This is a genomic window from Citrobacter sp. Cpo148 (genome assembly GCF_030332375.1).
Lineage (GTDB): Bacteria > Pseudomonadota > Gammaproteobacteria > Enterobacterales > Enterobacteriaceae > Citrobacter > Citrobacter portucalensis.
In genome coordinates, this window is record NZ_JAOWHY010000046.1 from 1,409 (window position 1) to 27,233 (window position 25,825).

Genomic DNA, 25,825 nt, shown 5'->3' on the forward strand with positions numbered 1-25,825 from the left:
CTCAGAAGTGAAACGCCGTAGCGCCGATGGTAGTGTGGGGTCTCCCCATGCGAGAGTAGGGAACTGCCAGGCATCAAATTTAGTGTGCTGATATGGCTCAGTTGGTAGAGCGCACCCTTGGTAAGGGTGAGGTCCCCAGTTCGACTCTGGGTATCAGCACCAGTTTTTCGGTTAAAGTTCGGCACTTAGAAAAGAATTTGTCTGGCGGCTGTAGCGCGGTGGTCCCACCTGACCCCATGCCGAACTCAGAAGTGAAACGCCGTAGCGCCGATGGTAGTGTGGGGTCTCCCCATGCGAGAGTAGGGAACTGCCAGGCATCAAATAAAAGCGAAAGGCTCAGTCGAAAGACTGGGCCTTTTGTTTTATCTGTTGTTTGTCGGCGAGCGCTCTCCTGAGGAGGACAAATCCACCGGAACTTTATCCGGCATATATATTTAATGAATAACCTGCGATAAAAACGCGCGAGTGCGTTCCGATTTGGGGTGAGCAAAAAACTCATCCGGTGGTGCCTGTTCCACAATCTCGCCAAGATCCATAAAGATCACCCGGTCAGCTACTGTGCGGGCAAAGCCCATTTCATGGGTTACACATAGCATGGTCATGCCCGATTGCGCCAGGCCTATCATGGTATCCAGCACTTCTTTTACCATTTCAGGATCCAACGCTGATGTGGGTTCATCAAATAACATGATTTTGGGTTTCATACACAGCGAGCGTGCAATGGCCACGCGCTGTTGTTGTCCACCAGAGATTTGCCCGGGATATTTATGTGCATGTTCGGCAATGCGGACCCGCTCAAGGTAGTGCATTGCCAGTACTTCAGCCTCTTTTTTCGGCATCTTTTGCACCCAGATAGGCGCCAGCGTGCAGTTTTGCAAGACAGTTAAATGAGGAAAGAGATTAAAGTGCTGAAAGACCATGCCAACTTCTTGTCGGACGCGCTCAATATTGCGGATGTCTTCATTGAGCTCAATCCCATCCACTACTATGCGTCCTTGCTGATGTTCTTCCAGATGGTTAATACAGCGGATAGTTGTCGATTTACCCGAACCGGAAGGCCCGCATAATACGATGCGCTCTCCTTGTTTTACCTTCAGGTTGATGTTTTTCAGGACATGAAACTGTCCGTACCATTTGTTGACGTTTTCCAGCGTAATCATCGCGTCGGTAGACGGCATTAATAATTGGCTCATAAATTCCTCAGTGCGGTGTACGCCCGGTGTTAAAACGTTTTTCCAGATGTTGGCTGTAACGCGACATACTGAAACAGAAGATCCAGTAAATCAGTGCAGCGAAAACATATCCTTCTGTCGACATACCCAGCCACGCAGGGTCCACAGTTGCCTGCTGTACGCTACTGAAGAGATCAAACAGACCGATGATGATGACCAGGCTGGTATCCTTGAACAGGGCGATAATCGTGTTAACCAGACCCGGGATAACCAGCTTGAGGGCTTGCGGAAGAATGACCAGCCCCTGAGTTTTCCAGTACCCTAGCGCCAGTGATTCCGCGGCCTCATACTGACCTTTCGGTAGGGCCTGTAACCCTCCGCGAACCACTTCTGCGACATAGGCCGACTGGAAAAGAATAACGCCGACCAGCGCCCGGATAAGCTTGTCGATACTGGTTCCTTCGGACATAAACAGAGGAAGCATGACCGAGGACATAAACAGAACGGTAATCAACGGTACACCGCGCCAGAACTCAATGAAAATGACGGATAAAACCCGCACGACTGGCATATGGGAACGACGTCCCAACGCCAGTAAAATGCCCCATGGAAGCGCGCCTGCAATCCCCACGGATGCAATAATAAGCGTCAGTGTTAATCCGCCCCACTGCCGGGTTTCTACGCGTTCAAGTCCGAAAAAACCACCGTACATCAGCCACCAGACGACAATCGGATATATGACTGCCCAGATAGCGATATAACGGCCACGGTGGGGAATGGTTTTCCAGAACATCGGAACAATAGAAGCCAGACCAATTATCAGGGCCAGATTTACGCGCCAACGCTGATCGTGTGGATAAAGCCCATACATGAATTGCCCGAAGCGTTCATGGATGAACACCCAGCAGGCTCCGGCTTTGGTACAGTCTGCCCGGGTAGAACCGACCCAGTTGGCCTGAAAGAATACCCAGTTCAACAGTGGCGGGAGAAATGACCAAATCAGCCATACGCATAGCAGGGTGAGCAGGCTATTTGACCAACTGGAGAACAGGTTTTTACGCACCCAGAGTAGACAGCGGCTTGCCGGATTGCTGCGCTGGCGCGAGGGGTGAGACAGCAGTGCTTTTGTCATCATGGCTCCTTAGCGCTCAATCAGTGCAATACGGCGGTTATAAATATTCATCAGCAAAGAAATACTCAGACTGATGATCAGGTATACCGACATGGTGATGGCGATCGTTTCAATGGCTTGCCCTGTTTGATTGAGTACCGTGCCGGCAAACAGTGAAACCATGTCCGGGTAGCCAATGGCGGCTGCAAGAGAAGAGTTCTTGACGATATTCAGGTACTGGCTGGTCAGTGGGGGTATGATGACGCGTAGCGCCTGTGGAATGATTACCTGGCGTAGCGTCACCGGATTTGGCAGACCCAGCGAGCGTGCGGCTTCATGTTGGCCGTAAGGAACGGCCTGAATGCCCGCCCGAATAATTTCTGCAATAAATGCCGAGGTATATACCGAAAGCGCCAGAGTCAGTGCCGCCAGTTCAGGAATAAGCACCATACCGCCACGGAAGTTAAAACCACGGAGCGCGGGAATATCCCAGTGAAGCGCAGCGCCAAACATCCACTGTGAAATCACCGGTAAAAGTACGATCAACGCCAGAGCCGTGGGCCAGGTCCGACGTAGCTGACCGGTTTTGGTCTGATGCATTCTGTTGAAGCGAAATAATCCGATGGTGACGACGATAGCGATAACGACAGCGGTACAAAAGGCAAAAAAACCTTCTCCCATTTGCGGGGACGGAATATAGAGCCCCCGGTTACTCAGGAACATCAAATCCAGCGCGTTAACGGCCTGGCGTGGGCCGGGCAGATTACGTAATACGGCGAAATACCAGAAGAAGATCTGCAGCAGCGGCGGTATATTGCGGAACGTTTCGATGTAGATCGTCGAGAGCTTTCGCAATAACCAGTTATCTGACAGGCGTGCCAGCCCGAGAAAGAAACCGAGAATTGATGCGAAAACAATGCACAGTGCTGAAACTAACAGCGTATTGAGCAGGCCGACCACAAAGACACGACCATACGTATCGCCTTGCTCGTAATCGATCAGATGCTGGACAATGCCAAATCCGGCGCTGCGATCGAGAAAAGAAAACCCCGAGGTAATACCGCTATTGTTCAGGTTATTTATCGTGTTATGAATGAGATAGACCGCAATGCTGATAACCGCAATGACGGCGAGTATTTGAAATAACCTGGCGCGGACCGCAGGGTTAGAAAAGGATAACGATCCTTTTACGGTTGAGCGGCGATGGAACATAAGAAAACCTCAGTAACTATGACTCTGGGCTGAGCGCCGCAGTTGCGGCGCCCGTTACATCACTACGCATTAGCGCACCGGTGGCGCATACTGAATGCCACCGTTATTCCAGAGGTTGTTCTGTCCACGTTTGATCTTCAGCGGACTTTCCGATCCAACGTTACGTTCAAAGATCTCCGAATAGTTACCAACTTGCTTGATAATGTTGTAGGCCCATTTGTTATCAAGCTTCAGATCCTTGCCATAATCCCCTTCTTTACCCAACAGGTGTGCCATATCCGGTGTTGCTGGATTAGCCGCTTTTTCATCGACGTTTTTCGAGTTAACACCCATTTCTTCCGCATTTAGCATGGCGAACAGTGTCCAGCGAACAATGGAGAACCACTCATCGTCCCCGCGACGTACGACAGGTCCCAGCGGTTCTTTAGAAATAACTTCTGGCAGGACGATCCATTCCGCAGGATTGCTCAGCTTGATGCGTAGGGCATACAGCTGAGACTGGTCGGAAGCCAGCGTATCGCAACGTCCAGATTCCAGAGCTTTGGCTGATTCATCCGAACGGTCAAAGGTGACGGGGGTGTACTTCATCTTGTTGGCTTTAAAGTAGTCGGCCACGTTTAGTTCGGTATCGGTTCCCGCCTGAATACAGACCGTTGCACCATCCAGCTCTTTAGCGCTCTTCAGGCCTGCTTTATTGTGGGTAAGAAAACCAATGCCGTCGTAATACGTTACACCAGTGAAGGACATGCCCATACCGGCATCACGAGAAGAGGTCCACGTGGTATTACGAGAGAGCATGTCGACTTCACCAGACTGTAATGCGGTAAAGCGTTCCTTGGCGGTGAGCGGGGTATATTTTACTTTGCTATCATCGCCAAATACGGCGGAGGCAACGCCACGACATACATCAACATCAATACCCGAGAACTTGCCGCTTGCATCGGCGTAAGAAAAGCCAGGCAAGCCGTCGCTGATCCCACATTGCACAAACCCTTTTTTCTTTACGGCATCAAGTGTTGCGCCGGCATGTGCCTGATTTGCAACAGCAAGCAGCACACCGGCCGCAGCCAGGCTGGCGATTATCATCTTTTTCATAGAGCATCCTGTGTGGAGGAATTATTGTTATGGAAACGTTCTGAAAACGTCTTTTACCTGTCTGTGGCTTTGGCCATACTCTTTTAAGCAAAGGTAGTGCCAGTTTTTTGCGCCTGATTATTCGACGCAATATGCAGAGTGTAGACAGGAAAAAATAAATGCAGCGCCCTGAAGTGGTGCAAAATTGAAACGTAAGCCACATTTCGGCGCAAAAAATTTAAAAATCAGACAGGACGCGTGATAACGATTTCTGGCGTTAATATTAATGACGTGAGAATAATGAAAAGAAAATGTGGTGTTACGAAAAACAGAAAAAATGCTAATTTCAAATCGCGGATGTGTGAGTGAAATCTATAATAATTTTATTACATGTCAGGTTCTATTAAGCAACGTTTTGTCTTATATGTAGATTTTATGCTTATTGCTAAAAGCGCGGTAATAACCGCGCTTTTAATATGATTTATTTGGTCAGGGCGACAATCCCAAGCGTCAGTCCGGCAACGGCTGCAGCACCACCGGCGATGGCTCCGGCTGTTTCCCAGTTATCCTGGGTGGTGCCTTTCATACAGGTATTGGTATGAACCAGGCGTCCCTGATCGTCGTATACAGGTACGCAAGGAGAATCGTGTGCACAGCCAGCCAGGAATGCGGTAAGCAGTGCAACGGATATTAATCTTTTCATGGTGTTACCTCAAAATAAGCGTTTCGCTAATTAAGCAAAGACAAACGCTAAGCCATCTGCGAACTCGGCGATTATTTTACCACTTCTTAAAAAAGGACTGACATGAGGAATAATCTCAATTCATGTGGATTGTAAAAATAATGGATAAAAAGAAAGGCTGCAGGCGAGTTTAGAGGGATAGTTTAAATGAAATAAATGGCTATCTTACTAATAAATAAAGAGGAGCATCGTAGGTGAAAAAGGCGTCCGTAGACGCCTTTATTTTACAAATTAATCGTTGTGCCGACTAAAACGCCGTCTTACGACAACAAAGAAGACGGGGACGAAGAAGATAGCCAACAATGTTGCGGTCAGCATTCCTCCCATAACACCGGTACCGACCGCATTCTGCGCACCACTACCTGCACCGTGACTGATAACCAGAGGCATAACCCCCAGAATAAAGGCCAGGGATGTCATCAGGATAGGACGAAGACGCATGCGCGATGCCTCCAGCGTCGCTTCAATCAACCCCTTGCCTTCTTTATCCATCAGGTCTTTGGCAAACTCGACGATCAGGATGGCGTTCTTAGCCGAGAGGCCGATTGTGGTTAGTAAGCCAACCTGGAAATACACATCGTTATTCATCCCACGCAGTGATGCTGCTAACAATGCGCCCACAACACCGAGCGGTACAACCAGCATCACCGAGAAAGGAATAGACCAGCTTTCATACAATGCGGCAAGGCAAAGGAAGACAACGATTAGCGAGATGGCATACAGCGCAGGAGCCTGGTTACCCGACAGTCGTTCCTGATAGGACATCCCCGTCCAGTCATGACCAATACCGTTTGGCAGTTTTTCCGCCAGGCTTTCCATCAGCGCCATTGCTTCACCGGTACTTCTGCCAGGCGCAGCTTCTCCCAGCAGTTCCATAGAAGGCATACCGTTATAGCGCTCCAGGCGCGGTGAGCCGTAGATCCAGTGTGCGGAACTGAACGTGGAGAACGGAACCATTTCGCCATTGGCGCTACGAACATACAGATTATTGATGTCTTCCGGCAACATACGGAATTTGGCATCGGCCTGTACGTACACTTTTTTCACGCGGCCACGGTCAATGAAGTCATTGACGTAATAGCCACCCAGCGCAGCGGAGATGGTTTCATTAATATCGGACAGCGAGACGCCAAGGGCCTGAGCTTTTTCCTGATCGACATCCAGCTTGAACTGTGCGGTATCCTCGAGACCGTTTGGACGCACGCGAACCAGCAGGTCAGGGTGTTTGGCAACCATGCCCAGCAGTTGGTTACGTGCCTGGGTTAGCGCAGCATGCCCCAACCCGCCCTGGTCAATCAGCTCGAAGTCGAAGCCCGTCGCGGTACCCAGTTCAACGATGGCTGGCATGTTGAAAGGGAACACCAGACCATCACGAATCTGACTAAACGCTCGGGTAGCACGGGCGATAATTGATTCAACGTTATTTTCGTTACCGCTACGTTCTTCCCAGGGCTTGAGGCTGACGAACGCCATCCCTGAGTTTTGCCCCTGGCCGCTGAAGCTAAAGCCGTTAACCGTAAAGACGCTTTCAACGTTGGCTTTTTCATTGTTCAGGTAGTAGTGGGTGACCTGATCCAGCACCTTCTGGGTGCGTTCTTGCGTGGCGCCTGCAGGAAGTTGAATCATCGTCAGGAAGACGCCCTGATCTTCCTCTGGCAGGAAGGAGGTTGGCAGGCGCATAAACAGCACCGCCATCCCGATGACGATTATCAGGTAGACGACCAGGTAACGCCCAGTTTTACGCACAATACCGCTGACGCTATTGGTGTAATGATTGACGCTGTGATCGAATTTGGCGTTGAACCAGCCAAAGAAACCGCTTCTTTTCTCGTGATGTTCAGCTGATACCGGCTTCAGCAACGTTGCACAAAGTGCGGGAGTCAGGATCAGCGCGACCAGTACTGAAAGCGCCATGGCGGAAACGATGGTGATGGAAAACTGCCGATAGATAGCCCCGGTTGAACCGCCAAAGAAGGCCATCGGGATAAATACCGCAGACAGCACCATGGCGATACCAACCAGTGCTCCCTGTATTTGTGACATGGATTTTTCCGTCGCCTCTTTGGGCGGCAGATGATCCTCCATCATCACGCGTTCCACGTTTTCCACCACCACTATCGCATCATCGACCAATAGACCGATGGCGAGCACCATGCCGAACATCGTCAGGGTGTTTATTGAGTAGCCAAACGCAGCAAGCACGGCAAATGTGCCCAACAATACGACAGGTACGGCGATGGTCGGAATGAGCGTTGCCCGGATGTTTTGCAGGAACAAATACATGACCAGGAACACCAGCACGATCGCTTCAAACAGTGTTTTTACCACTTCATGAATGGAGATGGTCACAAATGGCGTCGTGTCGTACGGGTAGACCACCTTCATTCCCTGCGGGAAGAATGGTTGCAGTTCAACCAGCTTGGCTTTAATAGCGTTCGCGGTATCCAGCGCGTTTGCCCCAGTTGCCAGCTTGATCCCAAGGCCGGATGCAGGCTTACCGTTAATACGCGCCACGACGTTGTAGTTTTCCCCGCCTAACTCGATACGCGCGACGTCTTTCAGGTGAACAACCGAACCATCGCTGTTCACGCGTAAAGTCACTTTGCCGAACTCTTCAGGGTCTTTCAGTCGCGTTTGCGCAATGATAGAAGCGTTAAGCTGCTGGTTAGGTAATGCAGGCGTCCCCCCTAACTGACCTGCGGCAATCTGATCGTTCTGTACCTTCAACTGATTGATCACATCAACCGGCGTGAGCTGATATTTGTTCAATAAGTTTGCATCCAGCCAGATGCGCATGGCGTACTGTGCACCAAACAGCTGCACGTCACCCACGCCATTCAGACGGCTGATTGAGTCTTTAACGTTCGAGGCGACGTAATCGGAAATGTCATCCTGTGTGGTTTGTGGGTTGTCAGAAACAAAACCCGCAACCATCAAAAAGCTGCTGCTGGATTTCTCGACGCTGATCCCTTGCTGCTGAACTTCTTGCGGCAGTAGCGGAGTGGCGAGCTGCAGTTTATTTTGCACCTGCACTTGCGCGATATCGGGATCGGTACCGGACTGGAAAGTCAGTGTAATAGTCACACTCCCGGCCGAGTCGCTGGTGGAGGACATATACATCAGGTTATCGATACCATTCATATTCTGTTCGATAACCTGTGTGACTGTATCCTGAACCGTCTGTGCATCCGCACCAGGATAGGTGGCCGAAATGGCGACCGCAGGAGGCGCAATGGTCGGGTACTGTGCCACGGGCAGTTGCATGATTGCCAGAGCACCCGCCATCATCAGAATGATAGCCAATACCCAGGCAAAGATAGGACGCCTGATAAAAAAGTTAGCCATGTCCGGTTACCTTATTGGGCTTTCGTGGCAGGGGTTTCGGTATCGGCGGTTGCTTTAACCTGAACGCCTGGACGTGCTTTCTGTAAGCCACTCACGATAACTTTGTCACCCGGTTGCAGGCCTTCGCTGATGAGCCACTTGTCACCAATAGCTTGTGCGGCAACGACTGCGCGAGACTCAACCTGACTCTTGTCGTTAACGACCATTACGGTGGCATCACCGCGAGGCGTACGCGTTACCCCCTGCTGCGGAACGAGAATGGCATTCGGCTGGACGCCTTCATCAATGCGTGCGCGCACAAACATGCCCGGCAACAGCGTGTGCTGTGGGTTAGGGAACACGGCTCTGAGGGTGATTGATCCGGTGCTTTCATCAACCGTCACATCAGAAAACTGCAAAGAGCCTTTTAGCGGGTATGACTGACCATTTTCCATCACCAGTTCGACAGTACTGCTGGCGCTGTCTTTATGCAGACTCCCTTGTTCAACGGACTGTTTGAGGCGCATAAAGTCGTTACTGGACTGTGTCACGTCGACGTAAATGGGATCGAGCTGTTGAACGGTAGCAAGCTCAGTAGCCTGGCCATTCGTGACTAATGCACCTTCGGTGACGTTAGATTTACCGATGCGTCCGCTAATTGGCGATGTCACTTTGGTGTAGGCCAGATTGATACGCGCGCTTTCGACCGCCGCTTTTGCCGCGATCACGGAGGCATCGGCCTGACGAGCATCAGCAATTGCCTGATCGTACTCTTGCTGGCTGATGTACTTGGTGCCAACCAACGGCACATAGCGTTTCACCGTTAAATGCGCGATTGCAGCCGCCGCTTCACTCTTCGCCAGTTCACCTTTGGCGCTGTCATAGTCAGCCTGATAAGTCGCGGGATCGATCTGATAAAGTGACTGTCCGGCTTCAATATCGCTTCCCTCAGTGAAATTCCGTTTAAGCACTATCCCGCTGACCTGGGGACGAACTTCTGCAATTCGGAATGCCGTTGTGCGCCCGGGTAATTCGGTCGTTACGGCTAAAGGAGCCTTTTCGACGACATGGACAGTCACCTGCGGTTCTGCGGGATGAGCTTGTGTTTCTCCCTGATCGTTACAACCGGCGAGTAATGCAGCGGAGACGATGATGAATGAGGGCAGGAGTGAAAACCTGGCATTTTTCGTCATTTCTATTCCTTAAAAAAGCGAACGCTCGTTATTAACCGGGTAACGCAGGGGGCGATAACGTGCACAAGAAAAATAATAGTTGGCTATCCTACAAATTATTAGCTTGCGATGTAAGCAATACTTATTTATAGGCACGATACACGGCACGTAAAAGCAAAAAAAGATTAATCGACAGCTGTTTCATTGTGGTGTTAATAGCAATACTATGATTCGCATAAACACAAATTGAAATAAGCATTTGGTTTGTGAATATATTGTTTGTTGGTATTCGTTTTGTTTATTCGTGTGCAAAGTCCGTAATAATATTTTTTAGAACTCGTTTAAATAAATGCTAAGTGATACATTTGTTCCGTATCGCAAATATTAGATAAGAAAGTTAATCATTCTCTACTCTACCTCAGACAGTCGGAACCATGGCCAGAAAAACGAAAGCTGATGCCCTCAAAACGCGGCAGCACCTGATAGAAACGGCAATTGTACAGTTTGCCGCACGTGGCGTAAGCAATACGACGCTAAACGACATTGCGGATGCCGCCAGCGTGACGCGTGGCGCGCTCTATTGGCATTTCGAAAATAAAACTCAATTGTTTAATGAGCTATGGTTACAACAACCACCTTTACGCGATCTTATTCAGGACAAGCTAATTGGTCGTTGGGGTGATAACCCTTTACAGCGATTGCGAGAAAAGTTTGTGGTGGGGTTACAATATATTGCAGAGAACCCTCGTCAGCAGGCATTAATGCAGATTTTATATCATAAGTGTGAATTTCATAACGATATGATATCTGAGCAGGATATTCGCGATAAAATAGGTATCAGTCATCAAAGCATTCGTGATTCCCTGCAAAAGTGTGTCGATGACAATCTGATTGCCACCACTCTTGATTTAGATGTCATCATCATTATTCTGCACGGTAGTTTTAGCGGAATTATAAAAAACTGGTTAATGAATCCAGTGAGTTATGATCTATATGGGCAAGCTCCAGTATTAGTTGATAATGTACTAAAAATGTTAAGCCCAGACGGTAGCGTCATGCAATTAATGCAGAGTGAAAACCAGGTCGGATAGTTTTTACCGCCAGAGGCTGACGGCTGTCGAAGTGTTATCTGAGGTGCTATTCGAGGTCGACGCAGTTGACCAGCTTAAGGGGATTCACTGAGTTCATATTCCGGCACTTGTCGTGCTCTGTTGTCATCAGCTCTATCCATTGGATGAGCAGCGCATCAAAAAGAAAAACGAAGACCGCAAAAACAACCAGCCACCAATACTTGCGAATCATTCCTAAACCCTGTGTATTCATGCCCAAGTGTGCAGGGAATATACACGAAATTTTTAAGCTGAAAAGCAGACTTACAATGCCTTTACTTTGTTGAAAGATCGCCACTCTTTGCCGTCAATCGACTCTTTTTAGACAGGTTTTTTGTCTTACGTTTTTTCACCTTGGCAAGCTCAATTTCTGAAAAATGAGAACCGATACTCAGTCTTCTGAGCCCCATTTTTACGTATTCAGTATTGATCTCAATCCCGACAAACTTGCGACCCAATTCCACGGCGGTAGCTCCGGTGGTGAAGCTGCCGGCGAACGGATCGAGTACCTTGTCATCTGGGTTCGAGGACGCCAGAATTATACGCTCCAGGAGGGCTTTGGGTTTCTGGGTGGGGTGGTTTTCGTATTCGTCCATCAGATAGCGTACGCGTGGGAACTCCCAGACATTGCCCGGCACTTTTTTCTGATTGTAGGGCTGCGGCGGGTTTTTTCTGTAGTCTATTAGCGCGCGTTTAGCGCCAGTTTTGGCTTCAACCAGAATATCGTCACGATTAAATGTGTAGTTTTTCTGATCTTTGACCATCATCAGGATCGGTTCATACATCGAACCAAAGTAATTTTTGGCCTGTACCCCTGAGCTATCGTATGACCACACGATACGACTCTTGATGGTAAAAAGCGGGCGGCATTTGAGGTCAATGTACGGCATGTTCTCCGTACTGTTCATGATGTACATGGTGCCGTGTGGTTTGAGGATGCGATGGCACTCGTCGATGCACTCAAACAACCACGCCAGAAAGGTCTCTTCGTCCCAGGATTCAACCATCCCGTCAAAGTCTTTCCCGATGTTATAAGGAGGGTCAGCAAAAATGAGTTCAACGCTTTCAGACGGCAGTTTTTTCAGTTCAGTTAGCGCGTCACCCAGGATTATCTTTTTAGATTCATCGCCAAAATAGACAGGTTCACATCTCGCGTTCATCGCCAAAGCCTCCCGTGTGACGTCAATAAAAAAGGCGCTTCCCCATGCCGAGTAGCGCCTTTTAAAACAAACATTTAACTGATTAGTATCAGTTCATGCCGTATTTTTTCAGTTTTTTACGCAGCGTACCACGGTTGATGCCCATCATCAGGGCAGCACGGGTCTGGTTACCGCGGGTGTATTGCATCACCATGTCCAACAGGGGCTGTTCTACTTCAGCCAGTACCAGCTCATAGAGATCATTCACATCCTGACCATTCAATTGAGCAAAATAGTTCTTCAGTGCCTGTTTAACCGAGTCACGCAGGGGCTTTTGAGTTACCTGGTCCTGAGAGTTAACGGTAGAAACGGTCAGTACGTCAGAATTTACGCGTTGTTCGAACATAGTTCTGTCAGCTCTTTATTTCTGTTTACGCAAAATTTTCGAAGTATGCCTCCAACGCCGCCAGCTGTTCGCTGGAATCTTCAATGGCGTTGAATGTGCGCCGAAACTGGTCATCCGGAGCGTGTTCCTGGAGATACCAGGATACGTGTTTACGCGCAATTCGGTACCCTTTTGCCTGACCATAAAAGTCGTGCAGTTCCCGAATGTGCGCACAAAGCAAGCGCTTCACCTCTGCCAGAGGCAGCGGGGGCAGCAGCTCCCCAGTGTCCAGATAATGCTGGATTTCCCGAAAGATCCAGGGTCTTCCCTGAGCTGCACGTCCTATCATCAGGGCATCCGCCCCCGTATAGTCGAGTACAGCTCTGGCTTTATGCGGGTCAGTAATGTCGCCATTCGCGATAATCGGAATGGAAACTTTCTGCTTAACTGCCCGAATACTGTCGTACTCAGCATCTCCATTGAACAAACAGGCGCGGGTGCGTCCATGAATGGTCAGAGCCTGAATGCCACAGTCTTCAGCCAGTTGGGCAATCTCTACGCAGTTACGGTGTTCCGGAGCCCAGCCGGTGCGAATCTTGAGTGTGACAGGAACGTCCACTGCATTGACGACCTCGGTTAGTATCGATTTCACTAAATCCGGGTACTGCAAGAGGGCTGAACCTGCGAGCTTGCGATTCACTTTTTTAGCCGGACACCCCATATTGATATCAATAATCTGGGCGCCGCTTTCCACGTTAATACGTGCGGCATCGGCCATCTCAACAGGGTCGCTACCGGCAATTTGCACCGTGCGAATTCCTGGCTCATCAACGTGCACCATCCGTAAACGAGACTTATCACTTTCCCAAACCTGCGGGTTAGAAGACATCATCTCGGATACTGTCAATCCGGCTCCCATCTCATAGCACAGCGTCCTGAATGGTCTGTCAGTGATGCCAGCCATAGGTGCTGCGATCAGGCGATTTCTGAGCTGGTATTGTCCGATGCGCATGAGTTAAGAAATGACCATACTGTGACTGCAAGGCGGCGTATATTACGCATTTTTCGCACGAGATGAAAGGCCAAACTTTGACCAATCCACTGAGGTGGATCAATGAATTGCCGTAAATGTGAACGCATGAAAATATTTAATCATATAAATCATCGCATTATAAAAATGTGTCGATTTTATATACACATATAATTTTGCGTAACTTCTCATTTTTTCTTCAGCTGCAGACGGTACTGACAAGATATTCTGCTGAATTAATCAGCAAATTACCTCGTCATTGTGTGATCGCTACCTCATTTTAGTACAGGATCTCGGTATCCCCAGAATAGCTGTCCGTAATCTTGCGTTCATTCAACGGCTGCAGCGGGCGATTGTTTGCCGTCCCAACAATGTAGTGGAATTTATCCATCTGTTCGGCAGAAAGAGCAACAGGCGTTTTCAGGATAGTCCAGGTGACGCCTTCGGTGCAGGGAGGCGTTGTTAACGAACCACGGTAGCGCCAGTAGGTTTTATTGTCGGGTAAAAGCTGGTGGATATCGACCGGCGAGAAGATGGCCATGCTGCTGTCCTCCATGGTTGGAAAGGACTCCCACAAATTTTGAATCGCCTGGTTTGGTTCGCCGATATCAAACATAACCGCCACGATAGCGATGTCTCCGGATTGATTTTTGTGGACCAGCTGCAGCTCCAGCGGATAGGTTTTACCGTTGAGGGTATGTTCGCTCGGGGCATGAAAATCAAATTGTTTTAAATAATAAAGCGTTTCATCAATTTCAATAGAATTAGATGCGTAGCTACTCATCGTTGCTTGCAACGTATGGTTGATGCTCCGAAATCTGGTTGGGCCATCGACGTACTGCATGTTCAGCGCGGGGAGACCGAGTTTACTGGTTGTGGTGGTCTGGATGTCTATGGGGGATTGGTTTATGCCTGTCTGGCACGTTGCATACGCTTTGCTGATTTCTCCCCACCGTGCTGGGCCGTTTTCTTCGGTATATCCCCATGGTACGGCCAGCGTGGTCAGTGGCATCATGCATGCTGCCAGCAAAGTTGTTGTAAAACAGTTGAAACGCATACGTTTACTCAACGAGAATCAATATAAAAAATAACAAAATCAATTGATTATTATATCGCTGAGGAAAGTGTCGGTATGCTGGTCAATTGTCTGAAAATGGCGTGGTCAGATAACCACGCCGGAAGGGATTATTTTTTCTGGCCGGTAATGCGACACCACTCTTCTTTCTCGATAACCGGATCGAGCGTAAAGAGATCGGCATAGGCTTCACAGACGCTTTCCGCCTGGCTGGCAAGAATACCAGAAAGCCCCAGCAAACCGCCCTCAACGGGCAGTACGCTGATTAACGGAGCCAGTTCACGTAATGGGCCAGCAAGGATGTTGGCGACCACCACGTCGGCTTTCATCGCCTCTGGCTGGTCTTTCGGTAGATAAAGCTCCAGACGCTCAGAAACACCATTACGCTGGGCGTTATCACGGCTGGCCTGAATCGCTTGCGGGTCGATATCCACGCCAATGGCTTTCGCCGCACCCAGCTTCAGTGCCGCAATGGCAAGAATGCCGGAGCCGCAGCCAAAGTCGATAACCGTTTTACCGTTAAGATCAAGACCGTCCAGCCATTGCAGGCACAGAGAGGTAGTGGGGTGCGTGCCTGTACCAAACGCCAGACCCGGGTCCAGCATCACGTTGACAGCATTCTCATCCGGGACATCGCGCCAGCTTGGGCAAATCCACAGACGTTCACCAAAGCGCATCGGGTGGAAGTTATCCATCCATTCGCGTTCCCAGTCTTTGTCTTCGAGCTGTTCGATTTTATGCGCGAAGCCTTCACCCAGCAGCGGATGCTGTTCCAGGATAGCAACTACTTCTTTCATGTCGGTTTCTGCATCGAACAAGCCGATAACGTCGGTATCACCCCACAGGCGAGTCTCGCCCGGCAGAGGTTCAAATACCGGCGTATCATGCGTATCCTGGAAAGTAATGGAAACGGAGCCCGCTTCCATCAGCGCATCGCTCAACTCTTCAGCGTTGGCACCGGTCGTGTTCAGTTTCAGTTGGATCCATGGCATGGCAAAACTCTTTATTTATCAGTAGTCAATATGGCGGCTTGCGGGACGGCGGAACCGAAACGGTTGCCTATCAGGAAAGCCAGCAAGCTTATCAGTAACGAGGGCACGATTGGGTGGAAGCCCAGGAACTGAACGTTAAAGGTGGCGAGTAGAGCATAAAGCACGCCGCCGACAATCATCGCGCTCAATGCGCCTGACGTGTTTGCCCGCTCCCAATAGAGGCCCAGCACCAGAGGCCACAGGAAGACGGCTTCCAGCCCGCCAAACGCCAGCAGATTAAGCCAAATAATCATCTCTGGCGGTTTCCAGGCGGCCAGCAACAGTAACGCGCCCAGCAGCAGGGTAATCACTGCCGACATGCGTTTCAGCCGGGTTTCGTTTTCCAGCTGTTCCGGGCGAAGGTTCAGGTACAGATCCTTAATGATCGTAGCGGAACTTTGCAGCAATTGGGCATTGATCGTCGACATGATCGCGGCCATAGGTGCGGCGAGGAAAATCCCGGCAGCGACCGGCGGCAGGACTTTGACCATCAGCGTAGGGATTACCAGATCCGGTACCGTCAGGTCAGGGATTACCGCCCGTCCCAGGGCGCCCGCCAGATGCATACCAAACATCAGGATCGCCACCACGATGGTGCCGATGATAATGCCGCGGTGTACCGCTTTACTGTCTTTATAAGAGATACAGCGGACCGCCGTATGTGGCAGGCCAATCACGCCAAAGCATACCAGCACCCAGAATGAGGTCATAAACGTGGGTGACAAAATGTCATCAGCGCCCTGCGGCGAAACCAGTTTAGGATCGATAGTCTGCAGGGTTACCACCGCATTGCTGAGGCCACCGGCAGCATGAACAACGCCGACCAGCAAAACGATAGTACCAATCAGCATCACCATGCCCTGCATGGTGTCGTTCAACACGCTAGCGCGAAAGCCGCCAAACGCCGTGTATAACGCGATGCTGACGCCAAAAATCAGCAGGCCGGTTTCGTAGGGGATACCCGCTGCGGTTTCCAGCAAACGTGCGCCGCCAATAAACTGTACGGTCATTGCCCCGACAAACGCGACCAACAGGCTGAGGCTTGCCAGCCATACCAGCAGGCGGCTCTGGTAGCGTGCAAATAGCATATCGTTGAGGGTAACAGCATTATAACGGCGTGCCAGAATGGCGAATTTCTTACCAAGAATCCCCAATGAGAGCCATACGGCGGGCAACTGGATCATCGCTAGCAGCACCCATCCCAGCCCGTATTTGTAAGCGGCACCAGGACCGCCAATAAACGAGCTGGCGCTAATGTAGGTTGCCGTTAGCGTCATCGCTAACACGACGCCGCCCATGGAGCGGCTGCCGAGGAAATATTCATTCAGGAAGGTACCGGTCGATCTCTTGCGCATGGCATAAACTGAGAGACCGAAGACCACCAGAAGATAGGCGACCAGCGGAAAAATAACTTCAAGCTGCATCGTCATCCTCCAACGGAATGTCGCGATAGATAAACTTCACCATCGCCCAGCACAGCACGATAAAAACCAGCGGCGTTAGCAGGCAGGCCATTTCGAACCAGTGCGGTAAGCCGGTAAAACCCAGCGTTGAATCTGGTAAGTAAGCGGCCACTAACCATGTGACCAGATATAAAAGGGTTAGCCACAGCGCCCAGCGCGCCTCTTTATGGGCCTGAACAAAACGAGCGTCCATTTTTTGTCCCTTGTGGATAAAGAAAGCGGGGATTGTACCTTATGGCACGTGCGGGAGGGGAGAAAAACAAAAGGCCGGAATTTCCGGCCTTTTCGGTTAACGCACGCTTACTTTTCCTGAAGTCCGAGTTTTTTCTCCAGGTAGTGGATATTGGTTCCACCGTGCTGGAAGTGCTCGTCATTCATGATACGGATCTGCAGGTCAACGTTGGTTTTGATACCGTCGATGATCAGTTCCTGCAATGCGTTTTTCATACGGGCGATAGCGACGTCGCGGTTTTCGCCATAGCAGATCAGCTTACCGATCATTGAGTCATAGTACGGAGGTACGGTGTAGCCTGCGTAAATATGAGACTCCCAACGCACACCAAAGCCACCCGGCGCGTGGAAACGCGTGATTTTACCCGGGCTTGGCAGGAAGGTGTTCGGGTCTTCGGCGTTGATACGGCATTCTACCGCATGGCCTTTAACCACAACTTCGTCCTGCTTGATGGACAGCGGTTGACCCGCAGCGATGCGCAGCTGCTCTTTGATCAGATCAACGCCGGTGATCATTTCGGTTACCGGGTGTTCAACCTGAATACGGGTGTTCATCTCAATGAAGTAGAACTCGCCGTTTTCGAACAGGAACTCGAAAGTACCCGCCCCGCGATAGCCGATATCAACACACGCTTTGGCGCAACGCTCGCCGATGTAGCGACGCAGTTCCGGGGTAATGCCCGGCGCTGGTGCTTCTTCGACAACTTTCTGGTGACGACGCTGCATGGAGCAGTCACGTTCTGCCAGATAAATCGCGTTACCCTGACCGTCAGCCAGCACCTGAATTTCAATGTGGCGTGGGTTTTCCAGGTATTTCTCCATGTAGACCATGTCGTTATTGAAAGCGGCTTTTGCTTCCGCTTTGGTCATGGAGATGGATTGTGCCAGTTCGGCATCGCTGCGCACGACGCGCATACCGCGACCGCCGCCGCCGCCGGAGGCTTTGATGATAACCGGGTAGCCGATGCGTTTAGCATGAGCGCGGTTAGCGTCCATGTCATCGCCCAGCGGGCCGTCAGAGCCTGGGACTGTCGGTACGCCCGCTTTCTTCATCGCGGTGATTGCAGACACTTTGTCGCCCATCAGGCGGATGGTGTCAGCTTTCGGGCCGATGAAGATAAAGCCAGAACGCTCTACCTGCTCAGCAAAGTTGGCGTTCTCAGAGAGGAAGCCATAGCCCGGGTGAATTGCCACCGCGCCGGTGATTTCAGCGGCGCTGATGATAGCCGGGATGTTCAGATAGCTTTTTACGGACGGAGCCGGGCCGATACAGACCGTCTCATCCGCCAGCAATACGTGTTTTAAATCGCGATCCGCACTTGAATGCACAGCGACAGTCTTGATGCCCAGTTCTTTACAGGCACGAAGAATACGCAGGGCAATCTCGCCGCGGTTGGCGATAACAATTTTATCCAACATGTTCGCCTCGTTATTCGATGACGACCAGCGGCTCGTCAAATTCTACCGGTTGACCACTTTCTACCAGGATCGCTTTAACTACGCCGGATTTGTCGGCTTCGATCTGGTTCATCATTTTCATGGCTTCAACGATGCACAGGGTATCGCCCGCATTCACTTTCTGTCCGATTTCGATGAACGCTTTAGCATCCGGGCTCGGGGTGCGGTAGAACGTACCAACCATTGGGGAGCGTACGATGTGACCACTGATTTCCGCTGCTGCCGGAGCTTCCATACTTGGAGAGGCAGTTTGTGCGACAGCGTTAGACAGAGCTGGTTGCTGCATCACTGGTGCAGCATAAGCCTGTTGCATCATCGGAAAACTTGCAGCTGGCGCTGCACGGCTGATGCGTACAGATTCTTCGCCTTCAGAAATTTCCAGTTCGGAGATGCCTGATTCTTCAACCAGCTCGATCAGTTTTTTAATCTTACGAATATCCATGAGTGGGTTCCGTACTCTTTGTTTAGTGAGATTGTGACAGGCGTTTTACCGCCGTCTGTATAGCATTTTTATAACAGTGAGTGACAAGATGCCACGCATCTCAGGCGCTGCACTGGGTGCTGCTGCCATTAAGTGAGATTGCCAGACTTGTTAGTCATTGTGCGGCTATCTTCTGCCATTTTCGGGTAAAAGACAAAATATACCTTCAATATGCGATTGTCACCCTTTCAGCGCCTTAAAAACGCTACCAGGGATAGCAAAGTCGCACATTATAACTATTTCGTAGCAATTGGCAGCTAAATACTGGTCTTATCAGGGAAGATAATCAACCGTTAACATGTAAAGAAAATCGGATCGTCCGTGTTTTGCAACGCACTGCACATATCGTGAAACTACCGCCACCACTGGCGAAACTTCTTGTAACGGCACGCTAACAGCACCGCAGCGAGCGCTGCATAAATAATCGGTTGAGGGGAGATAATTTTTACCGACCACAGATAATGTATGGGTGCCAGGATCGCCACAAGATAGACGAAGTTATGCAAATACTGCCAGTTTTTGCCCAGCTTTCGCTGCGCAGCCTGCGTGGATGTTAAGGTGAGGGTGAATAATATGACCCAACTGACAATGCCCAAGGTTAAATAAGGCCGCGTAATTAATTCCCGCCCTAACAACGACAGATTATTAATGCCCAGTTCCAGTAACGCGTAGCTGGTTAAATGCAGTGTTGCCCAGGCGAAACACCATAGCCCTAACAGGCGACGTGTGCGTATCAATAATGGCTGTTTAGCGTAGCGCGCGAGTGGAGAGACCAGCAAGGTCGCCAGCAAGAATTTCAGAGCTGTCCTACCGGTAAAGTGCTGGATATCTTTGACCGGATCGGCGCTCAGGCCGCCGTGATTTATCGCCCAAAATAGCCAGATAAACGGCAAAAAACCGGCAAGATGCAGGCAAACTTTCAGCCCGGTAATGTGCTTTGCGGTCAGTCGCACTTAAAAATTCTCCTGCAAATTGAGTCCGCGATACAGTGACGCAACCTCTTCGGCATAGCCGTTAAACATCAGCGTGGGCTGACGCTGTACGTCCAGAATACCGCCAGCGCCAATAAAACGCTCTGTGGCCTGGGACCAGCGGGGATGATCGACATGCGGATTCACGTTGGCATAAAATCCGTATTCATTGGGCGCGGCCAGATTCCAGGTTGTCGGAGGGCGTTCGCGCGTGAGTTTGATACTCACGATCGACTTAATGCCTTTAAATCCATATTTCCACGGCACAATTAAGCGAATGGGCGCGCCATTTTGTGGCGGAAGGGCCTTACCATAAACCCCCACGGTAAGCAGTGTGAGTGGGTGCATCGCTTCATCCAGGCGCAACCCTTCAACATAGGGATACTTCAGCCCGCCGCCAATAAAGCGATCTTTTTGTCCTGGCATTTCCTCCGGAGCGTACAGCGTTTCGAACGCGACATACTTCGCATTGCTGGTGGGTTCCACCTGCGTCAACAGTTTATGTAACGGAAAACCAATCCACGGCACGACCATTGACCAGGCTTCCACGCAGCGCATGCGGTAAATCCGTTGCTCCAGCGGGAAACGGGTGGTCAAGGTATCGTGATCGAGAGTGAGTGGTTTGGCGACCTCACCACTGATTTTTAATATCCACGGATCGGTTTTCAGGCTACCCGCGTTGGCTGCCGGATCCGCTTTGTCGAGACCGAATTCATAGAAGTTGTTGTAGCCAGAAACTTTATCCGCTGGCGTTAAAGGAAGCGAATTTTGCCAGGCGGCGGGCTTGCTGAAATCAAGCGGCTTTCCCGCGGGCGCGGGCGGGCGGTCATTACCCTTAAACCAACTCAGAAGGTCAGCCTGCGCAGAGTGGGGTAAAGACAACGCGGCTGCGCTGATCCCTAATGCTTTCAGCACATGGCGACGCTGCATAAAAAAAGCCGACTCGTCAGTGACGTCGGCTTCTGTAAATGGACGTAATTTCTTCATAACAGACTCCCGGCTTACGCGTCATAACTGACAGGGGACGCGTAGTTAATATGGCAGGGAGTCTGTAGATGTGCCGCGAAATTTCGTTAATTAAGTGTAAATTTCTGCGCCAGGGTCTGTTACTTCACCTTCACCAGCGTACGGCCTTGCACCTGGTTATTGATGATGGCATCGGCGAACTTCGGCGCATCCGCCAGCGTAATTTCCGTTGCCGCCTGAGCATAGAACGATTCCGGCAGATCCTTAACCAGACGCGCCCAGGCTTCTGCACGGCGTGCCGGCGGGGTCATCACCGAGTCCACTCCTTGCAAACGAACGTTACGCAGAATGAATGGCATCACCGTGGTTGGCAGAGCGAAACCGCCCGCCAGGCCACAGGCGGCAACACAGCCGCCGTAGTTCATCTGCGCGAGGACTTTCGCCAGAACTTTGTCGCCAACGGTATCCACCGCGCCAGCCCACAGCTGTTTTTCCAGCGGGCGAGATTCAGCAAATTCATCGCGGCCAAGAATACGATTAGCGCCCAGGCTTTTCAGGTAGTCGTGGGTGCTTTCACGACCCGAAACCGCCGCAACCTGATAACCCAGCTTATGCAGTAACGCAACGGCCGTGCTGCCCACGCCTCCGCTGGCACCAGTGACGACAATCTCACCGTCTTGCGGACGAATTCCTGCATCTTCAAGCGCCATGACGCAAAGCATGGCGGTAAAGCCAGCGGTACCGATGACCATGGCTTTACGTCCATCCAGCCCTTTTGGCAGCGCAACCAGCCAGTCGCCTTTCACGCGTGCGCGTTCTGCCAGTCCACCCCAATGATTTTCACCCACGCCCCAACCGGTCAGTAAAACCTCCTGACCCGCATGAAAACGGGGATCTTCGCTTGCTCGCACGGTACCAGCGAAATCGATACCAGGAATCATCGGAAAATTACGAATGATTTTTCCCTTGCCGGTGATAGCCAGGGCGTCTTTATAGTTCAGGCTTGACCAGTGGACATCCACCGTTACATCGCCTTCCGGTAGCTGATTTTCGTCGAGGGGTTGAACGGATGCGAGGGTTTTTCCGTCCTGCTGTTCTAAGATCAAAGCCTGCATAACCTGTCCTCAATTCGTATAGTGGATTGGAAAATTAATAATGAAGACTATACTCGCTAATCAAAACATGATGCCGATTCTGCGCAATAAATTGCCAGATATACCTGATTTGGTAGTATGCCCTCACAGTTTGTATAAATTGGCGGATTTTGCGGTCAGTTTTGCATTTTAGAGTCGATTTATCACTTTCAGGCCTGTTTCATAACTGTCGGAGTTAACACAAGGATGCGATTAACGACGAAATTTTCAGCTTTTGTCACGCTGCTTACTGGGTTAACGATCTTCGTGACTCTGATCGGCTGTTCGCTGAGTTTCTACAACGCTATTCAATATAAGTTCACTACGCGCGTTCATGCGGTCGCGACGGCGATTGATACGCATCTGGTCTCCAGAGATGTCGTTGCGTTAACCCCGCAAATAGATGAACTGATGGTTTCTGTTGATATCGTGCGCATCGAACTGTTGCAGGGCGAAAACGTGGTGTATGACCACTCACGCACCAGCAGCTACCGACCGGCAGGGACAAACAATCTCTACCGCGAGATTACCGTACCGTTGGTCAAGCATCCGGGTATGTCATTGCGTCTGGTTTATCAGGATCCGATGGGTAACTATTTCCATTCGCTACTGACCACCGCGCCGCTCACGATAGCCATTGCTTTCATTATTCTGATGCTCTTTTTGTCTGTGCGCTGGCTTCAGCGTCAGCTTTCGGGTCAGGAGCTGCTGGAGATTCGTTCCACACGTATTCTGAACGGCGAACGTGGACCGAACGTGCGGGGAACGGTCTATGAATGGCCTGCGCGTACCAGTAGTGCGCTCGATATGCTGCTGACTGAAATTCAAAATGCCCGCGAGCAACGCAGCCGCCTGGATACGCTGATTCGTTCCTATGTCGCGCAGGATACAAAAACCGGGCTAAGCAACCGCTTGTTCTTTGATAACCAACTGGCCACGCTGCTGGAAGATCAGGAAAAAGTAGGCTCGCATGGCGTCGTGATGATGGTGCGCCTGCCGGACTTTACGCTGCTGCGCGATAGCTGGGGAATCACCCTCGCGGAAGAACAAATCTCGACGCTGATCAATTTGTTGTCGACTTTTATGACGCGGTATCCGGGCGCGTTGCTGGCACGCTACCACCGTAGCGATTTTGCTATCCTACTGCCGCACCGTACTCTAAAAGAGGCGGAAAGCATCGCCGGGCAATTATTAAAAGCGGTAGATGCACTTCCGGCTAATAAAATGATCGATCGTGCCGATATGGTTCATATTGGCATTTGCGTTTGCCGCAGCGGTCAGTCGCCGGAGCAAGTGATGGATCATGCTGAAGCCGCCACCCGGAATTCGGTATTGCAGGGCGGAAATAGCTGGTCGGTCTATGATGACTCGCTGCCGGAAAAAGGTCGGGGCAACGTACGCTGGCGAACGCTGATCGAACAGATGCTCAGCCGGGGCGGGCCGAGAATTTATCAAAAGCCTGCAGTAACGCGTGAAGGCCGGGTGCACCATCGGGAGTTGATGTGCCGTATTTTTGATGGCAACGAAGAGGTCATTTCGGCGGAATATATGCCGATGGTCCTGCAATTTGGTCTGGCAGAAGAGTATGACCGTTTGCAGATAAGCCGTCTGATCCTGCTTTTGGGCTACTGGCCGCAGGAAAATCTGGCGATGCAGACAACGGTTGAATCACTTATTCGTCCACGTTTTCAGCGCTGGCTGCGTGATACGCTGATGCAGTGCGAAAAATCATTACGCAAACGCATAATTATTGAACTTGCTGAGGCAGATGTCTGTCAACATATCAGCCGGTTACAGCCCGTCATCAGATTGATGAATGCGCTGGGCGTGCGTATTGCCGTTACGCAGGCGGGGTTAACGCTGGTGAGCACCAGTTGGATCAAAGAGCTTAACGTTGAGTTATTGAAGCTTCATCCAAGTCTGGTGAGGAACATTGATAAGCGAACGGAAAATCAGCTTCTGGTTCAAAGCCTGGTGGAGGCCTGTTCGGGAACACCCACGCAGGTTTACGCCACGGGCGTACGTTCGCGTAGTGAGTGGCATACGCTGACAGAACGCGGAGTTGCGGGTGGGCAAGGAGATTTTTTTGCCGCATCACAACCACTTGACACTAACGTGAAAAAATATTCGCAAAGATACTCGGTTTAACCTGCCGTTTAATTTGTTTTCACGTAGAATAACGCGCGCTGTGCCTTCTGGGGGTGTGCTTGCCTGCTCGCCAGGTTGTAACAGCAAACATGCAGGTGAATGACCTTTGACAGGTTGCAAACAAAAGCGAGGAGTGCTGCTGATTTATTCAGCCCTGATGGACTCAGGCCGGTTTTGTAACAAAGGAAACGAACTGCACTAATTTTCACCGTAGCAGATGATTTTTGCGCCTTGTCGCTGCTGCGTGTGGTTGGTAAAGTAAGCGGATTTTGTTTTCCGCCCCAGCTTTCAGGATTATCCCTTAGTATGTTGAAAAAATTTCGTGGCATGTTTTCCAATGACCTGTCCATTGACCTGGGTACCGCGAATACCCTTATTTATGTAAAAGGACAAGGCATCGTATTGAATGAGCCTTCTGTTGTGGCCATTCGTCAGGATCGTGCCGGTTCGCCGAAAAGCGTGGCTGCAGTAGGTCATGATGCGAAGCAGATGCTGGGTCGTACGCCGGGCAATATCGCTGCAATTCGCCCAATGAAAGACGGCGTTATCGCTGACTTCTTCGTGACTGAAAAAATGCTCCAGCACTTTATTAAGCAAGTGCACAGCAATAGCTTCATGCGCCCAAGCCCGCGCGTACTGGTGTGTGTACCGGTTGGAGCAACTCAGGTTGAACGCCGTGCGATCCGTGAATCCGCTCAGGGCGCAGGTGCTCGTGAAGTCTTCCTGATCGAAGAGCCGATGGCGGCCGCGATCGGTGCGGGTCTGCCAGTTTCTGAAGCAACCGGTTCAATGGTTGTGGATATCGGTGGTGGTACCACTGAAGTTGCCGTTATCTCCCTGAACGGCGTGGTTTACTCCTCTTCTGTCCGTATTGGCGGCGACCGCTTCGATGAAGCCATCATTAATTATGTTCGTCGTAACTACGGTTCTCTGATCGGTGAAGCGACCGCAGAACGTATTAAACACGAGATCGGTTCCGCTTATCCGGGCGACGAAGTGCGCGAAATCGAAGTTCGCGGTCGTAACCTGGCTGAAGGCGTTCCGCGCGGCTTTACCCTGAACTCTAACGAGATTCTGGAAGCCCTGCAGGAACCACTGACCGGTATCGTGAGCGCAGTAATGGTTGCACTGGAACAGTGCCCGCCGGAACTGGCGTCTGATATCTCCGAACGCGGTATGGTGCTGACCGGTGGCGGTGCGCTGCTGCGTAACCTTGACCGTCTGTTAATGGAAGAAACCGGTATTCCAGTTGTTGTTGCTGAAGATCCGCTGACCTGCGTGGCGCGCGGCGGCGGCAAGGCGCTGGAAATGATCGACATGCACGGCGGCGACCTGTTCAGCGAAGAGTAATCGGATGCAGGTTGGGTAGCCCCCGCGGGTTGCCCTTCCGCTCTGATA

General features: G+C 50.8%; 23 protein-coding genes, 1 tRNA gene and 1 rRNA gene. 5 read left to right on the top strand and 20 right to left on the bottom strand.

Going from position 1 to position 25,825, the window contains the following annotated elements:
* The first annotated feature begins 86 nt into the window (after positions 1 to 86).
* A tRNA-Thr gene (locus tag OGY10_RS14895) sits at positions 87 to 162 on the top strand.
* Positions 163 to 200: 38 nt separating this feature from the next.
* Positions 201 to 316 (top strand): 5S ribosomal RNA (gene rrf, locus OGY10_RS14900).
* A gap of 118 nt (positions 317 to 434) precedes the next feature.
* Here the strand turns inward: rrf and OGY10_RS14905 are convergent.
* The 7 genes from OGY10_RS14905 to OGY10_RS14935 form a co-directional block, all read right to left on the bottom strand.
* Entirely contained in the window at positions 435 to 1,193 is a 759-nt protein-coding gene (locus OGY10_RS14905) for an amino acid ABC transporter ATP-binding protein (RefSeq protein WP_003025300.1), read from the bottom strand.
* A gap of 7 nt (positions 1,194 to 1,200) precedes the next feature.
* Positions 1,201 to 2,304, bottom strand: a complete 1,104-nt coding sequence (locus OGY10_RS14910; RefSeq protein WP_191227193.1) for an amino acid ABC transporter permease — start codon at positions 2,302 to 2,304, stop codon at positions 1,201 to 1,203.
* Positions 2,305 to 2,313: 9 nt separating this feature from the next.
* Positions 2,314 to 3,495, bottom strand: a complete 1,182-nt coding sequence (locus OGY10_RS14915) for an amino acid ABC transporter permease (RefSeq protein ID WP_191226727.1) — start codon at positions 3,493 to 3,495, stop codon at positions 2,314 to 2,316.
* A 69-nt stretch (positions 3,496 to 3,564) separates the two neighbouring features.
* Entirely contained in the window at positions 3,565 to 4,590 is a 1,026-nt protein-coding gene (locus OGY10_RS14920; RefSeq protein ID WP_008785976.1) for an amino acid ABC transporter substrate-binding protein, read from the bottom strand.
* 460 nt (positions 4,591 to 5,050) lie between these two features.
* Positions 5,051 to 5,272 (bottom strand): lipoprotein, encoded by a 222-nt coding sequence (locus OGY10_RS14925; protein WP_003025292.1) that lies wholly within the window; start codon positions 5,270 to 5,272, stop codon positions 5,051 to 5,053.
* Between the two features lie 270 nt (positions 5,273 to 5,542).
* A complete protein-coding gene (locus OGY10_RS14930; protein WP_008785975.1) occupies positions 5,543 to 8,656 on the bottom strand; it encodes an efflux RND transporter permease subunit in 3,114 nt (1,037 codons plus the stop codon).
* An 11-nt stretch (positions 8,657 to 8,667) separates the two neighbouring features.
* On the bottom strand, positions 8,668 to 9,828 hold the full coding sequence (locus OGY10_RS14935; protein ID WP_008785974.1) for an efflux RND transporter periplasmic adaptor subunit: 1,161 nt from the start codon (positions 9,826 to 9,828) through the stop codon (positions 8,668 to 8,670).
* A 413-nt stretch (positions 9,829 to 10,241) separates the two neighbouring features.
* Between OGY10_RS14935 and envR the strand changes: the two genes are divergently transcribed.
* Positions 10,242 to 10,898 (top strand): acrEF/envCD operon transcriptional regulator, encoded by a 657-nt coding sequence (gene envR / locus OGY10_RS14940; RefSeq protein WP_008785973.1) that lies wholly within the window; start codon positions 10,242 to 10,244, stop codon positions 10,896 to 10,898.
* Positions 10,899 to 10,944: 46 nt separating this feature from the next.
* Here the strand turns inward: envR and OGY10_RS14945 are convergent, their stop codons facing one another.
* From OGY10_RS14945 to acuI, 13 genes are all read right to left on the bottom strand, one after another.
* Positions 10,945 to 11,109: a DUF2556 family protein gene (locus OGY10_RS14945; protein WP_003025279.1), complete on the bottom strand. Its 165-nt coding sequence runs from the start codon at positions 11,107 to 11,109 to the stop codon at positions 10,945 to 10,947.
* An 82-nt stretch (positions 11,110 to 11,191) separates the two neighbouring features.
* Entirely contained in the window at positions 11,192 to 12,076 is an 885-nt protein-coding gene (gene yhdJ / locus OGY10_RS14950; protein ID WP_032945161.1) for an adenine-specific DNA-methyltransferase, read from the bottom strand.
* Positions 12,077 to 12,164: 88 nt separating this feature from the next.
* Positions 12,165 to 12,461 (bottom strand): DNA-binding transcriptional regulator Fis, encoded by a 297-nt coding sequence (gene fis, locus OGY10_RS14955; protein ID WP_000462905.1) that lies wholly within the window; start codon positions 12,459 to 12,461, stop codon positions 12,165 to 12,167.
* Between the two features lie 25 nt (positions 12,462 to 12,486).
* Positions 12,487 to 13,452, bottom strand: a complete 966-nt coding sequence (gene dusB, locus OGY10_RS14960) for a tRNA dihydrouridine synthase DusB (protein WP_008785970.1) — start codon at positions 13,450 to 13,452, stop codon at positions 12,487 to 12,489.
* A 298-nt stretch (positions 13,453 to 13,750) separates the two neighbouring features.
* Positions 13,751 to 14,485, bottom strand: a complete 735-nt coding sequence (locus OGY10_RS14965; protein ID WP_233097447.1) for a carbonic anhydrase — start codon at positions 14,483 to 14,485, stop codon at positions 13,751 to 13,753.
* Between the two features lie 170 nt (positions 14,486 to 14,655).
* On the bottom strand, positions 14,656 to 15,537 hold the full coding sequence (gene prmA / locus OGY10_RS14970; protein WP_003025221.1) for a 50S ribosomal protein L11 methyltransferase: 882 nt from the start codon (positions 15,535 to 15,537) through the stop codon (positions 14,656 to 14,658).
* A gap of 11 nt (positions 15,538 to 15,548) precedes the next feature.
* A complete protein-coding gene (panF, locus tag OGY10_RS14975; RefSeq protein WP_286576956.1) occupies positions 15,549 to 17,000 on the bottom strand; it encodes a sodium/pantothenate symporter in 1,452 nt (483 codons plus the stop codon).
* Positions 16,990 to 17,232, bottom strand: a complete 243-nt coding sequence (locus tag OGY10_RS14980) for a YhdT family protein (RefSeq protein WP_003828839.1) — start codon at positions 17,230 to 17,232, stop codon at positions 16,990 to 16,992. Before OGY10_RS14980 ends, panF begins: the two co-directional genes overlap by 11 nt.
* Before the next feature lie 107 nt (positions 17,233 to 17,339).
* Positions 17,340 to 18,689, bottom strand: a complete 1,350-nt coding sequence (accC, locus tag OGY10_RS14985; RefSeq protein ID WP_003828838.1) for an acetyl-CoA carboxylase biotin carboxylase subunit — start codon at positions 18,687 to 18,689, stop codon at positions 17,340 to 17,342.
* A gap of 10 nt (positions 18,690 to 18,699) precedes the next feature.
* Positions 18,700 to 19,170 (bottom strand): acetyl-CoA carboxylase biotin carboxyl carrier protein, encoded by a 471-nt coding sequence (accB, locus tag OGY10_RS14990; RefSeq protein ID WP_003025210.1) that lies wholly within the window; start codon positions 19,168 to 19,170, stop codon positions 18,700 to 18,702.
* Positions 19,171 to 19,562: 392 nt separating this feature from the next.
* Positions 19,563 to 20,162, bottom strand: coding sequence for a protein-methionine-sulfoxide reductase heme-binding subunit MsrQ (msrQ, locus tag OGY10_RS14995; RefSeq protein WP_191226729.1), 600 nt, complete (start codon positions 20,160 to 20,162; stop codon positions 19,563 to 19,565).
* The gene (msrP, locus tag OGY10_RS15000) at positions 20,163 to 21,167 is read right to left on the bottom strand and encodes a protein-methionine-sulfoxide reductase catalytic subunit MsrP (RefSeq protein ID WP_191226730.1); all 1,005 of its coding nucleotides are present in this window, start codon (positions 21,165 to 21,167) and stop codon (positions 20,163 to 20,165) included.
* Between the two features lie 119 nt (positions 21,168 to 21,286).
* Complete coding sequence (gene acuI / locus OGY10_RS15005; protein WP_003828832.1) at positions 21,287 to 22,261, bottom strand: acrylyl-CoA reductase (NADPH); 975 nt, start codon at positions 22,259 to 22,261, stop codon at positions 21,287 to 21,289.
* 225 nt (positions 22,262 to 22,486) lie between these two features.
* Between acuI and csrD the strand changes: the two genes are divergently transcribed.
* On the top strand, positions 22,487 to 24,427 hold the full coding sequence (gene csrD / locus OGY10_RS15010; RefSeq protein ID WP_048215442.1) for an RNase E specificity factor CsrD: 1,941 nt from the start codon (positions 22,487 to 22,489) through the stop codon (positions 24,425 to 24,427).
* Positions 24,428 to 24,733: 306 nt separating this feature from the next.
* Positions 24,734 to 25,777 (top strand): rod shape-determining protein MreB, encoded by a 1,044-nt coding sequence (gene mreB, locus OGY10_RS15015; RefSeq protein ID WP_000913396.1) that lies wholly within the window; start codon positions 24,734 to 24,736, stop codon positions 25,775 to 25,777.
* Positions 25,778 to 25,825 lie beyond the last annotated feature (48 nt).